The 12051-nt window shown below is 59.4% G+C and carries 12 protein-coding genes; 1 reads left to right on the top strand and 11 read right to left on the bottom strand.

All coding sequences use genetic code 11. The features are described 5' to 3' along the window. Nucleotides 1-65: 65 nt before the first annotated feature. From GM668_RS00595 to GM668_RS00605, 3 genes are all read right to left on the bottom strand, one after another. The gene (locus tag GM668_RS00595; protein ID WP_155436999.1) at nucleotides 66-1175 is read right to left on the bottom strand and encodes a serine hydrolase; all 1110 of its coding nucleotides are present in this window, start codon (nucleotides 1173-1175) and stop codon (nucleotides 66-68) included. A 118-nt stretch (nucleotides 1176-1293) separates the two neighbouring features. Next, the gene (locus GM668_RS00600) at nucleotides 1294-1989 is read right to left on the bottom strand and encodes a nitroreductase (RefSeq protein WP_155437000.1); all 696 of its coding nucleotides are present in this window, start codon (nucleotides 1987-1989) and stop codon (nucleotides 1294-1296) included. A gap of 5 nt (nucleotides 1990-1994) precedes the next feature. Next, a complete protein-coding gene (locus tag GM668_RS00605; protein WP_155437001.1) occupies nucleotides 1995-2864 on the bottom strand; it encodes a DMT family transporter in 870 nt (289 codons plus the stop codon). Nucleotides 2865-3263: 399 nt separating this feature from the next. On the opposite strand from GM668_RS00605, the gene GM668_RS00610 reads away from it, so the two are divergent. Further along, on the top strand, nucleotides 3264-3821 hold the full coding sequence (locus tag GM668_RS00610; protein ID WP_155437002.1) for a phasin family protein: 558 nt from the start codon (nucleotides 3264-3266) through the stop codon (nucleotides 3819-3821). Between the two features lie 137 nt (nucleotides 3822-3958). Here GM668_RS00610 and GM668_RS00615 read toward each other — a convergent pair whose 3' ends face one another. From GM668_RS00615 to ispH, 8 genes are all read right to left on the bottom strand, one after another. Then, complete coding sequence (locus tag GM668_RS00615) at nucleotides 3959-5056, bottom strand: serine hydrolase domain-containing protein (protein WP_170305437.1); 1098 nt, start codon at nucleotides 5054-5056, stop codon at nucleotides 3959-3961. A gap of 38 nt (nucleotides 5057-5094) precedes the next feature. Further along, nucleotides 5095-5844 (bottom strand): alpha/beta fold hydrolase, encoded by a 750-nt coding sequence (locus GM668_RS00620; protein ID WP_155437004.1) that lies wholly within the window; start codon nucleotides 5842-5844, stop codon nucleotides 5095-5097. Between the two features lie 34 nt (nucleotides 5845-5878). Continuing rightward, nucleotides 5879-6904, bottom strand: coding sequence for a M14 family zinc carboxypeptidase (locus GM668_RS00625; protein ID WP_155437005.1), 1026 nt, complete (start codon nucleotides 6902-6904; stop codon nucleotides 5879-5881). Nucleotides 6905-7098: 194 nt separating this feature from the next. Beyond that, entirely contained in the window at nucleotides 7099-7821 is a 723-nt protein-coding gene (locus GM668_RS00630) for an ABC transporter ATP-binding protein (RefSeq protein WP_155437006.1), read from the bottom strand. Then, nucleotides 7821-8591: an ABC transporter ATP-binding protein gene (locus GM668_RS00635; protein WP_155437007.1), complete on the bottom strand. Its 771-nt coding sequence runs from the start codon at nucleotides 8589-8591 to the stop codon at nucleotides 7821-7823. The genes GM668_RS00630 and GM668_RS00635 overlap by 1 nt, the downstream gene beginning before the upstream one ends. Before the next feature lie 10 nt (nucleotides 8592-8601). Then, nucleotides 8602-9819: an ABC transporter permease subunit gene (locus GM668_RS00640; RefSeq protein ID WP_155437008.1), complete on the bottom strand. Its 1218-nt coding sequence runs from the start codon at nucleotides 9817-9819 to the stop codon at nucleotides 8602-8604. Nucleotides 9820-9829: 10 nt separating this feature from the next. Further along, nucleotides 9830-10759: a branched-chain amino acid ABC transporter permease gene (locus GM668_RS00645; protein WP_155437009.1), complete on the bottom strand. Its 930-nt coding sequence runs from the start codon at nucleotides 10757-10759 to the stop codon at nucleotides 9830-9832. A 356-nt stretch (nucleotides 10760-11115) separates the two neighbouring features. Next, nucleotides 11116-12048 carry a 4-hydroxy-3-methylbut-2-enyl diphosphate reductase gene (ispH, locus tag GM668_RS00650; RefSeq protein WP_155437010.1) on the bottom strand — a complete coding sequence of 311 codons (933 nt, stop codon included), beginning with the start codon at nucleotides 12046-12048 and terminating at the stop codon, nucleotides 11116-11118. Between the last annotated feature and the right edge of the window lie 3 nt (nucleotides 12049-12051).

Below are 12051 nucleotides of genomic sequence, written 5' to 3' on the forward strand. Positions count from 1 at the left end.
GGCTGCTTTCCCTGGAATGCACAAGGCCGGCAAATGCCGGCCTTGCTGTTTGCGGTGGGGCGAAATTACATGCCCGACGAATACGCTTGCGGCGCCGTGGCGCCACTGCCCACGGAAGCCCCGCCCACGATGCTCGATGGACGCAGCGCTTCCAGCCACTTGCGCACGCGGCCGGCATCGGCGGCACGGGCGGCCGAGCCTTTTGCATCGAGCAGCACCATGATGACGGCGCGGCCCTGGATCACGGCTTGCATCATCATGCAGCGTCCTGCTTCGTTAATAAAACCAGTCTTCTGCAAGCCAATTTCCCAGCCTGGCGTGGCAATCAGGCGGTTGGTGGTGCCGAAGTGCATGGGACGGCCATTGGCTTCCACCACGGCTTTCGGCGTGGTCGAATATTCACGCAGTACTGGATGCTGGTAAGCGGCCATGGCCAGCTTGCCCAAATCGCGGGCGCTGGCCATATTGCGCTTGGACAGCCCGCTGGAATCCACATAATACGTATCCGTCATGCCCAGTGAACGCGCCTTGGCATTCATGGCTTCGACAAACGCAGGCAACCCGCCCGGATAATTGCGGCCCAGCGCGGACGCGGCGCGGTTTTCCGAACTCATCAGCGCCAGTTGCAGCATGGACGCACGGGTCAGGCGCGTCCCCACTTTCAGGCGCGACCCCGTATGCTTTTCCTGGTCGATGTCGTCATCGGTGATGGTCAGCATCTCATCCATGTCCTGGTTGGACTCCACCACCACCAGGCCCGTCATCATTTTCGTAATGGATGCGATCGGCAATGCCACGTTGGCATTTTTTTCAAACAACACTTCCGAATTGGCCTGGTCCAGCACATAGGCCACATTCGATTGCAGCGCCAGCGGGTCCGGCGTTTGGTTCAAGCCCGCCAGTTCGCCCATCGTGGGTGCGGCGGCGACCGCCGGTGCGGCAGCCAGCACGCGCTGGTACACCACTTTGCGCTTGCCATTGACCGTGATGACGCGGCGTACTTTGCGTTCGGCATCCGGCGCGGCGGCAACGCGCAGCGGCAACTTGCCTGCCTTGCCCTCACTCTTGACCTTCTTGACCGAAGTTTTGCGTGTGCTTTCCTTGGCCTGGACGGCCGTCACAGGCAACGTGACACACAACGCCGATAACAACGCGCTAATGGCAAACTTATTCATTCCATACCCCACAGATGCAGTGCGACTATCCCTGTTGCAGTGTAGCAAAAGGTAGCCCGCAAGCAAGCACCACAGGCTGCATTTTTTCACTCTGCGCGGTCGTAAAACCACAGGTTGTCTAGTCCACAAACTTCACGAAGTTGGTTATTGGCTCACGTTCAGTGACCAGCGTATTTTCAATCTTATTATGGTCGGCGTAGCCCAACGACATTCCACACACGACCATTTCATTATCAGGCAAATCAAGCACCGCACGAATGATGGTGTGGTATTGCGTGAACGCTGCTTGCGGGCATGTATCGAGCCCCCGTCCGCGCGCCGCCACCATGATGTTTTGCAAGAACATGCCATAGTCCAGCCACGAGCCCTGCTCCATCACGCGGTCGATGGTAAACATCAGGCCGACAGGCGCATCGAAGAACGCGTAATTGCGGCCATGCTGGGCTGCCATGCCGGCTTTGTTATCGCGGGTCAAGCCCAGCAATTGGTACAAATCCCAGCCGACCTTGCGGCGGCGGTCGATATAGGGCGACTGCCATTCACGCGGGTAGTACGCATATTCTTCCGTGTGCTGCTTCGCCAGCTCCGGATCCGCATGGGCAGCCAGGATGCGCGACGTCAGTTCCCGCTTTTTATCGCCCGTCAGCACGTACACTTTCCACGGCTGCGTATTGGTGCCCGATGGCGCACGCGCGGCCACTTCGAGGATGTTTGCTATGTCTTCACGCGCCACCGGCGTTGGCAGGAAAGCACGGATCGAGCGGCGGGATGTGATGGCGGCATCCACCGCCTGCTGGTCGGGTGTGGAAATCATAAATATCATTTAGTCTGTTTCACAACGAAAATCACCCCGGTCACGGCCAGCGCCATGCCGGCCACGCCCAGGGCGCTGAAGGCTTCGCCAAACATCAGCCAGGCCATCACGGCGGTGGTTGGCGGGGTCAGGTACAGCAGGCTGGTCACCTTGGTGGCGTCGCTGCGGCGGATCAGTGCAAACAGCAGGAAGATCGCGGCAATCGACAGGGCCAGCACGGCCCAGGCCAGCGCCCCGATGACGCGCGGCGTCCATTGTATGTCAGAGAATTCTTCAAAGTACACGGCGAACGGCCACACGACGATGAAGGACGCGGCAAACTGGATAATGGTGCCCGTCCTTAAGTCAAATTGCGGGCAAAAGCGGCGCTGGTACATGGTGCCGGCAGTGATCGACAGCAGCGCCAACACGCACAGCGCAATCGCGGCTAACGACAAGCCGATCATTGTTATCTTGGCGTACACCACCAGCGCCACCCCGGCCAGGCCAAACACCAGTCCCAGCCACTGGCGCGGGCGGACCGACTCGCCAATCAGCGGCGCCGACACGGCCGTCAAAATCGGCTGCATGCCGACGATCAGTGCCGTGACGCCGGCCGGCATCCCTAGTTTAATCGCGACCCACACGCCGGACAGGTAGCCCGCCTGCAGCAAGACGCCAGCCAGCGCCACGTGGCCGAATTTGCCCGTCGGCCAAGGCGCTTTCAAGATCAGCACGGCCGGCAGCAACAGCGCCAGCACGCCTGTAAAACGCAGCAGCAGGAACATCAGTGGCGGCGCATAAGGCAAACCGAACTTCGCCACGATGAAACCAGTGCTCCACAGGAATACAAAGAAAATGGGGATGGGGGACAGGAACGAAGCAGGCCGGGACATTTGCAACCAATAGTTTCAAATCAACGGCATGGCTGAAGTAGCGGCGCCGGGGGCCACGAGTCTAGCACGGCAGAAAAAACGTTGCGGAACTGCGCAGCAAACAACATTGTCGCGCAACGGACATTTCCAGTTCGCAAGTGCAGCATGACCGTTCTATTTTTAACAACTGCTGATCTCATCAGGGCTGCGCTAATACTTGCACTCAGGAAGCCGCAATCCCGCATGGAGACTTGCATTTAATACCTTTGTGCAACGCACAAAAATCGCTTGACTTAAAAATTGAAGTCCGTAAAATCGGCCTTGTTGCGATGCACAATTCATTTCTTAGCCTGAATCACCAGACGTAAAGTTGTTGACTACAGGTATAAACGCTTGATCCACTCAAAACTGGAGATTTACATGTTTGCTATTCCTGAACAATTTTCCAACGCCACCAAAGCCAACTTCGAAAGCCAGTTTGCTATCTTCTCGTCGCTGACCAACAAAGCCTTCGAAGGCGTGGAAAAGCTGGTTGACCTGAACCTGAGCGCCGCTAAAGCTTCGCTGGAAGAGTCGTCGATCGCCGCCAAGCAACTGCTGGCCGCTAAAGACCCACAAGAATTCTTCTCCCTGACCGCTGCCCAAGCTCAGCCAACCGCTGAAAAAGCCATTGCTTACGGCCGTCACCTGGCTGCCATCGCTTCCGGCACCCAGGCTGAATTTTCCAAAGCTGCTGAAACCCAAATCGCTGAAACCAACCGCAAAGTCATCTCGCTGGTTGACGAAGTCAGCAAAAACGCACCAGCTGGCACGGAAAACGCCATCGCTCTGCTGAAGTCCACCCTGAACAACGCCAGCGCCGGCTACGAACAGTTCACCAAGACCACCAAGCAAGCTGCTGAAGCAATCGAAACCAACCTGAACGCCGCTGTGAACCAGTTCGCCGCTGCTGCTGCCAAGGTTGCGCCGAAGAAGTAATGAATGAAGCTTCCGGCCCCTGCCCTGCTGCAGGCGGCTGGATCCGCTGATTCAGGTCTCCTCGGCATCCGTGGTGTCCTCTCAGGCGGATGTCCTTCACTGCCCCGGCTTGGTCCGGGGCTTTTTTTCGCCTGTACTTACAGACACACGTGCAACGTGTTGCAAAGGCGGTTGAGCATGCCGCCTCCCAGGTAAGAAAACTGGAATACCTTGTGCTCTCCCGGCAATACCTGGCGTGTCAGCGGTTCCGCCAATGCCAATCCATTCTCGCTGTTGGTCAGCATCACCAGGCCATCGCCGGTGCTAACCGAACCAATGACGAAGGCACGGTATCCCAGGTTATTGCCCCACTGCCAAACGTAGGTGTCTTGCCGGTCCTGCTCCATGCCCAATCCCAGCCCCCAACTGAGCCCCAGGCCGGGCTCCACCGTGACGGGTGACGCAGTCAATTGCCTCAGCACCGAGTCATCGGCGAGCAGCCTGGCAAAGAATTTCCCATAGTCTTCCGCTGTCGTGTAGAGGGAAAAGGCGGCCACCGGCGTGGTCACATTCCGGGTTGGGCGCAGCGATCCATTGGCTTTGGTTCCCGGCAGCGGCGCCATGCCTTCATGCCAGGCATAGCTGCTGTGGTGCATGGCCAGGGGTTCGAAGACCTGGACCGCCATGAATTGATCGAGCGGCAAGCCAGTCAATGCTTCCACGGCCCGCTGCAGCAAGACGTATCCTTCCCCGGAATAGCCCCATTTGATTCCCGGTTCCGCGTCGAACCGCAATGGCCCGGACGCCCAGTTGGGCAGGCCCGACGTATGGTTCAGCACCATCCGCGCAGTCACGGCCTGTAAGCGGGGATCGGTCACCAGTTCGGACGGCTCCGCCTGCACTGGAGAATACTGGTGGCGGTAACCCTGCGGCAAATACGTTACCAGCGGCACATCAAGCGCCAGCCGGCCTTGCGCCGCCAGCTGCAACACGGCATACGCAAAGACCGGTTTGCCCAGCGATGCCGCTTGAAAAACACTGTCAGGCCGCAGCGCCGGCTCGGGCTGGCATCCGGCAGCGGTATCGACTGCCGCCAGTTGCCGGTTCCTGATGACCGCCACCGCCACGGCGCAAACGTGGTGTGCTTGCGCCAAGGCTTTTAATGTGGCGCCTTGCTCAGTCGGCAGGTGGGACACGGCGCATCCGGACAGGGCAAACAGCGATAGCGTGGAGACGGCAAGTATGGTGCGTCGCATGATGATCTTATTAAAAAAGAAAGGTGAAGCATAGTATCTCATTTGCTCCAGGTGGCGACCTGCCTTGCCACCCACGCCCCGTCATCGAGCGGTAAATCATGGCCGGCATCCGGGTGTGTCCGCAGTTGTACCTGCCACGCGTGCGCCAGGCCGTGCGAGCAGCGGGGATCGACCAGCCTGTCGCTGGCGCCGTTCAAGATCAATACCGGACATCCGCCGCCATGGGCAGGAGCGCGAAAGCGGGCCGCCGCCAGCAACTGGCGCATCGCATTGGCGCGTGTTACGGGACATTCCTGTTGCCAGGCGGCCCACTGGCGCCACAGCGCGTCATCCGTGCCATGGCGTGCGCTGGTCAGGCGCAAGACCAGTGCTTCGCGGCTGGCGGGACTGCCTGTCACCAGTTCGCGCACGATGGCCGGGTAATTGCGCCAGTGCAGCCGCTGATAAAACGGGCTGAATGGGCGCATGCTGGTGTTGATCAACACGCAGCGCGCCACGTCGTCCGGATACGACGCGCGCCATTGCGTGGCCACCATGGCGCCCAATGATAGCGCCAGCACATTCACGGGACCACTGATGCGCCGCGCCTGCAAATCCGCACGCAGTGCGTCAACCATGCCATCAACGGTGGCAGGACTGGTTTCGTGGCAGCGGCTGCCGTTGCCGGGCATATCCGGCGTAATGATGACGCTGCCCGGCAGTGCTGCCTGCAACTGGGCAGGGAATGTTCCCCAATGGCGGCGTTCCCGCACCAGGCCGCGCAGCAGCACCCACACTGGTGAGTTCATACGGCGGCCTGCGCGTGCTTGTGCATGGCGCCCATCACGTTGCGCCCAACCCATACCACTTGGCCAGCGCACGCTTGCGCTGCATTTGCCGCCCAGGCTCATCCGGCAGCCAGCGCGCGTGGGCGGCCACGGCCCGCATCAGGAATTCAAACCACACCAGATGGCTGCGCAATACGCGCTGCTGGCGGTGTGCCAGCGTAGGATTGAACGCGCCCAGCCGCGAGAACAGCTGGCGGGGATTTTTCTTCACCCACAGCCACGATCCCATTTCCAGGGTCAGCGGCAGGAACAGCGTGCCGGCCTGGCGCCCTGCTTTCAAATACAGGTAATCCCACAAATCGCCATGCGTACGGTATTGCAGGCTTTGTGGTTCAAACGTGTACGGGTGGTTCGGATAGCAGCGCGTGAATAACTCTTCCAGTGCAGCGATTTCCGGCAAGTGGGCAATGGGCGTGCGCGTGTGCGCGTGGGGAAACCAGATGCGGTCGCGCAAACCAAAGCCGGAATGGCAATCCAGCGTGAGGCTGAAGCGGCGCGCCAGCAATTCCCGTTCAACAATGGCGCACACGGCGCGGCTCTCAGCTTCCATGGGGGCACCAAAGGCACCCCGGTACCACGGCAAATGGGCAGACAAGCGCTGCCCGCCCAGCAGCACAGGCACACGCTCGCTGGCTTGCACGGGCGAATTGCGCATCAAGTCGACGCCTTGCGGGTTGGCGCGGGTGGCCAGGTACATGCCGCCCGGGTTAATCAGCGGCATCAGCACGAGCCGGATTTCAGACAGTTGCCGCTGCAACACGTCATCCCACGGCAAGCGCGCCACCAGCGAATGCAGGAAAGACAGGATGACCTGGGTGCCGATACGTTCCAGGCCATGGATGCCGCCAAAGATGCCCAGCGCGGGGGCATTGGGATCGGGGCTGCCGAGGGTTAATACATAGACGGGAAATTGCTTGCTGTCGGCGGCGACGGTGCAGACGTTATCCACAGCCAGCCAATGACTGCCCTCGTCGATCAACTGTTCCAGCAAGTCCAGTTCAGGCAGGGATTTGACGGGCATGGCCGGCGCGCCTCCAAGGCAGGGGAAGCGCCAGTATAGAGGAAACGCCACAATTTCCGCATCGAACTTCGGGGCCTGGCCCCAAAAGCACTATCGTGCGGCGTAGTGGCGATAGCAAAAGCCTGAATAGCCTGGCTTTAAAGAAATTTGGAGCCTGTCCGGCGTGGAACAGGCTCCAACAGTATGGAGGTACTTTATTCGCCCAGGTATGCCGCCTTGACGCGCGGATCGTCCAGCATGTCCTTCGCATTGCCCGTCATCGTCACCAGCCCCGATTCCATCACGTAGCCGCGGTGCGCGGCCTGCAAGGCCAGCTTCGCGTTTTGCTCCACCAGCAAAATCGTGATGCCCTCTTTCGATACATTGCGGATCACTTCGAAAATTTTTTCCACCATGATCGGTGACAGGCCCATCGACGGTTCATCCAGCAACAGCAAGGTCGGATGGCACATCAGTGCGCGCGCCATCGCCAGCATTTGCTGTTCGCCGCCGGACAGCGTCCCCGCCAGCTGCCCCGCACGCTCTTTCAAGCGCGGGAACACATCGAACCACTTGGCGATGTCGGCCTCGATCCCCGCCTTGTCGTCACGCGTGTACGCGCCCATTTGCAGGTTTTCCAGGATCGTCATGCGGGTAAAGACACCGCGGCCTTCCGGCACCATCGCCAGCTTGCGCTCCACCAGGTGGAACGATTGCGCGCCCTTCAGCGACGCGCCCAGATACGACACTGTGCCTTCGACCTTGCAGGCCGGCAGCGTACCGGTAATGGCTTTCAAGGTGGTGGTTTTACCAGCGCCATTGGCGCCGATCAGCGTGACCAATTCACCCTTGTTGACTTCCAGGTCGATGCCTTTGACGGCCTTGATGCCGCCATACGCGACCTTCAGGCCCGAAACTTTTAATACATTTTCCGACATCAGTGCGATCCTCCCAGATAGGCGTCGATCACCGCCTGATTGCTTTGTATTTCTGCCGGCAAGCCTTCCGCAATGCGCTTGCCATATTCCAGCACCGTGATGCGGTCGCACAAACTCATCATCATCTTCACATCGTGCTCGATCAGCAGCACGGTCTTGCCTTGCGCCTTGATTTTCACCAGCAGCTCTTTCAGCGCCAGCTTTTCCGTGGCATTCATGCCGGCCGCCGGTTCATCGAGCGCCAGCAATTGCGGGTCGGTGGCCAGCGCGCGGGCGATTTCCAGGCGGCGCTGGTCGCCATACGACAGGAACTTCGACGTGCGGTTGGCAAACGCGCCGATACCGACGAAGTCCAGCAATTCCTGGGCGCGGGCACGGATCGACGCTTCTTCTTCACGCGCCGCCTTGTGGCGGAAGATCGCACCAAATACGCCCTGGTGCGAACGCACGTGGCGCCCCACCATGACGTTTTCCAGCGCCGTCATTTCGCCAAACAGGCGGATGTTCTGGAACGTGCGGGCAATGCCGGCTTTCGCCACTTCATGCGGCGCCGATGGAGAATACGGCTTGCCCGCCAATTCAAACGTGCCCGTATCCGGCTGGTACAAGCCCGTGATCACGTTGAAGAACGTGGTCTTGCCGGCGCCGTTCGGGCCGATCAAGCCGTAAATCTGGCCCTGCATGATTTTGATGCCCACATCGGTCAGCGCCTGCAGGCCGCCAAAGCGCTTATTGACGCCGGCGATATTCAACATAACTTTGTCGCTCATCTTGACTTCCTTAAGCGGGCATGACGCCGGACGATTGCTGTTTGGTATCCGAATCACCATCCGGACGGTCTTCATGCTTAGGCGACGGCCACAAGCCGGCAGGACGCGTCAGCATGATCACCACCATCGCCAGGCCGTACAGCAACTGGCGCAGCACTTCCGCCTCAATGATCACGTGGCCAAACAGCTGTTGCTGCAACGGCTCCACCACATGGCGCAATACTTCCGGCAACGCCGCCAGCAGTGCGCCGCCCATGATGACGCCTGGGATGTGGCCGATACCGCCCAGCACCACCATCGCCAGCACGGCAATCGATTCCGTCAGCGAGAACGATTCCGGCGACACGAAGCCCTGGAACGACGCAAACATGGCGCCCGCAATACCGCCAAACGATGCGCCCATCGAAAACGCCAGCAGTTTCACGTTACGGGTATTGATGCCCATGGCTTTCGCTGCGATTTCATCTTCGCGGATCGCCACCCATGCACGGCCCAGGCGCGAATGCTGCAAGCGGCCCGTCACGAAGATCACGGCGATCGTCAGCAACAGGAACAGGAAGTAATACGCGTTCACCGACGGCATGCCGAAGCCGCCGATATACACGGTGGCGCGCGAACCCGCTTCACCGGCCAGCGACACGCCGAATACGCGGATCGGGTCGATCAGGTTGATCCCCTGCGGGCCGTTGGTGAAGTTGATCGGCTCATTCAGGTTGTTCATGAAGATACGGATGATTTCACCGAAGCCCAGGGTCACGATGGCCAGGTAGTCGCCGCGCAGTTTCAACGTCGGCGCGCCGAGGATGGCGCCAAACAGGCCGGCCAGCGCCGCGCCCAGCGGCACGATCACCCACACCGACAAGTGGATGCCGTTGGTGCGGATATCTTCGCCAAAGAATGCCACCAGCGCATTGCCCAGCGGTTCATAGTTGTTGATGACCGATTCCAGCAGGGTGGCAAATTGCGGCGACGCCAGCATGCCCGTCATGTAAGCGCCCACCGCGTAAAACGCGATGTAGCCCAGGTCCAGCAGGCCGGCAAAGCCCACCACGATATTCAAGCCCAGCGCCAGCATGATGTACAGCAGCGCCAGGTCGACAATGCGCACCCACGAATTGCCGAATGGGGCCGCCGCGAACGGGAACACAATCAGCAGCGCCAGCACGATGGCCATGCTGGTGTAAGCCTTTTTCGGATCTTTTTGTACGTCGAAATTCAACAGTGCCATGGTGTCCTCCTTATGCGCGGTCCGCTACGCGCTCGCCCATGATGCCGGACGGACGCACCGTCAACACCAGGATCAGCACCACGAAGGCAAAGATGTCCTGGTAGTGCGAGCCCAGGAAACCGCCCGTCAAATCGCCGATGTAGCCGGCGCCCAGGCTTTCAATAATGCCCAGCACGATCCCGCCGATCATCGCGCCATAGATATTGCCGATACCGCCCAGCACCGCGGCCGAGAAAGCCTTCAGGCCGGGCACGAAGCCCATGGCGAACTGGATCGACGCATAGTTCGCGCCCCACATCACGCCCGCCACGGCAGCCAGGCCGGCGCCGATGGCAAAGGTAGCGACAATCACGCGGTTCGAATCCACGCCCATCAGGCCAGCCACGCGGGGATTTTCCGCCACGGCGCGCATGGCGCGGCCCATCTTGGTTTTCTCCACCAGCATCACCAGGCCAAACATGGCGGCGGCTGCCAGCACCAGCAGCAGCACCTGCGTATGCGAAATCACGGCGCCGCCCACCATGATCGGGTCGGTCGACAGCATTTGCGGGAAGGGCAGCGGGTTGCGGCCCCAGATCATCATGGCGAACGTTTGCAGCAGGATCGATACGCCGATGGCGGTGATCAGCGGCGCCAGGCGCGGCGCATTGCGCAGGCGGCGGTACGCGACCCGCTCAATCAGCACATTGACGATCATGCAGACGGGAATCGCGCCGATGATGGCAATTGCCAGTTTGACGAAACCTGGCAAGTCAGGCGCCACATGGTTCAGCAAGTTCAAGATTGTCAAACCTGCCATGGCGCCGATCATCAATACGTCGCCGTGCGCGAAGTTGATCAGGTTCAGCACACCATAGACCATGGTGTAGCCCAGTGCGACCAGCGCATACATGCTGCCCAGCACCAGGCCGTTGATTATTTGTTGGATAAATGTATCCATCGGATTGCCTCTTCGTTCGCGTTATATGAAGCGCATAACAAAAACGGCACCCGGAGATATCCCCGCAGTGCCGCAGTTGATCAGACGCTGTACGTCTAACTATTGCGTATGCATGTTGCCAAGCGTCCGCAATGATAGCGATGTTTAACAAAAACTAATATCGGAAAAAAATTAAGTCCACAGAATTAAATTTAAGTCCAGAGGGGTTTCGCGCAAAATCTCACTCAAAAATTGGAAAACCGGCCGGAGACTGATCCAATCCGTTGGAATTCATGCGGAAATCTGCACAAAACAGCAAAAAACCGGGGCCATCGGCCCCGAATTTTATGCGTCAAACTGTTGCGCTTTTACCACCATTAACCTTTATCGAGCCCTTTAGGCAGCGGGAACGTCACCGCTTCCTGCACGCCATCGAGTGTACGCACGCTTTTCACGCCCAATTCTTTCAGGCGGTCAATGACTGCCTGCACCAGCACTTCCGGCGCGGAGGCGCCCGCCGTCACACCGACGCGCTGGCGGCCTTCCAGCCAGGCAGCGTCGATTTGCGTGGCATTGTCGACCATGTAGGCCGGCGTGCCTTTCTTTTCCGCTACTTCACGCAGGCGGTTCGAGTTCGAGCTGTTCGGGCTGCCGACGACAATCAACACTTCCACTTGTGGCGCCATGAATTTCACGGCTTCCTGGCGGTTGGTGGTGGCGTAGCAGATATCGCCCTTCTTCGGCTCGATAATGTTCGGGAAGCGTTCTTTCAGCGCGGCGATGATGTCGATGGTGTCATCCACAGACAGCGTGGTTTGCGTCACGTACGCCAGCGCATCCGGGTTCTTGACGTTCAGCTTTTGCACGTCTTCCACGGTTTCCACCAGATACATGCCCTCTTCCGTCTGGCCCATCGTACCTTCGACTTCCGGGTGGCCGTCATGGCCGATCATGATGATTTCGCAGCCCTGCTTGCGCATCTTCGACACTTCCACGTGCACCTTCGTCACCAGCGGGCACGTGGCGTCAAAAATCGACAAGCCGCGCGCTTCCGCTTCCGCACGGACGGCTTTCGACACGCCGTGGGCGGAAAATACCAGCGTATTGCCTGCCGGCACGTCATCGAGTTCTTCAATGAAAATCGCGCCTTTGTTGCGCAAATCGTTGACGACATACGCGTTGTGGACGATTTCGTGACGCACATAGATCGGCGCGCCAAACTGGGCCAGCGCACGCTCAACAATTTCAATGGCGCGGTCTACGCCCGCACAAAAGCCGCGCGGTTGCGCCAGCAATAATTCTTTATCCATATT

The sequence above is a fragment of the Pseudoduganella ginsengisoli genome (genome assembly GCF_009720865.1).
GTDB classification, from domain to species: domain Bacteria; phylum Pseudomonadota; class Gammaproteobacteria; order Burkholderiales; family Burkholderiaceae_D; genus Rugamonas; species Rugamonas ginsengisoli.

Bases quoted from the DNA above. Each gene is read 5' to 3' on its own strand.
- GM668_RS00645 (WP_155437009.1), bottom strand. From the start codon at position 10,759: ATGGATACATTTATCCAACAAATAATCAACGGCCTGGTGCTGGGCAGC.
- GM668_RS00625 (WP_155437005.1), bottom strand. From the start codon at position 6,904: ATGCCCGTCAAATCCCTGCCTGAACTGGACTTGCTGGAACAGTTGATC.
- GM668_RS00620 (WP_155437004.1), bottom strand. From the start codon at position 5,844: ATGAACTCACCAGTGTGGGTGCTGCTGCGCGGCCTGGTGCGGGAACGC.
- GM668_RS00600 (WP_155437000.1), bottom strand. From the start codon at position 1,989: ATGATTTCCACACCCGACCAGCAGGCGGTGGATGCCGCCATCACATCC.
- ispH (WP_155437010.1), bottom strand. From the start codon at position 12,048: ATGGATAAAGAATTATTGCTGGCGCAACCGCGCGGCTTTTGTGCGGGC.
- GM668_RS00610 (WP_155437002.1), top strand. From the start codon at position 3,264: ATGTTTGCTATTCCTGAACAATTTTCCAACGCCACCAAAGCCAACTTC.
- GM668_RS00630 (WP_155437006.1), bottom strand. From the start codon at position 7,821: ATGTCGGAAAATGTATTAAAAGTTTCGGGCCTGAAGGTCGCGTATGGC.
- GM668_RS00595 (WP_155436999.1), bottom strand. From the start codon at position 1,175: ATGAATAAGTTTGCCATTAGCGCGTTGTTATCGGCGTTGTGTGTCACG.
- GM668_RS00640 (WP_155437008.1), bottom strand. From the start codon at position 9,819: ATGGCACTGTTGAATTTCGACGTACAAAAAGATCCGAAAAAGGCTTAC.
- GM668_RS00635 (WP_155437007.1), bottom strand. From the start codon at position 8,591: ATGAGCGACAAAGTTATGTTGAATATCGCCGGCGTCAATAAGCGCTTT.
- GM668_RS00615 (WP_170305437.1), bottom strand. From the start codon at position 5,056: ATGCGACGCACCATACTTGCCGTCTCCACGCTATCGCTGTTTGCCCTG.
- GM668_RS00605 (WP_155437001.1), bottom strand. From the start codon at position 2,864: ATGTCCCGGCCTGCTTCGTTCCTGTCCCCCATCCCCATTTTCTTTGTA.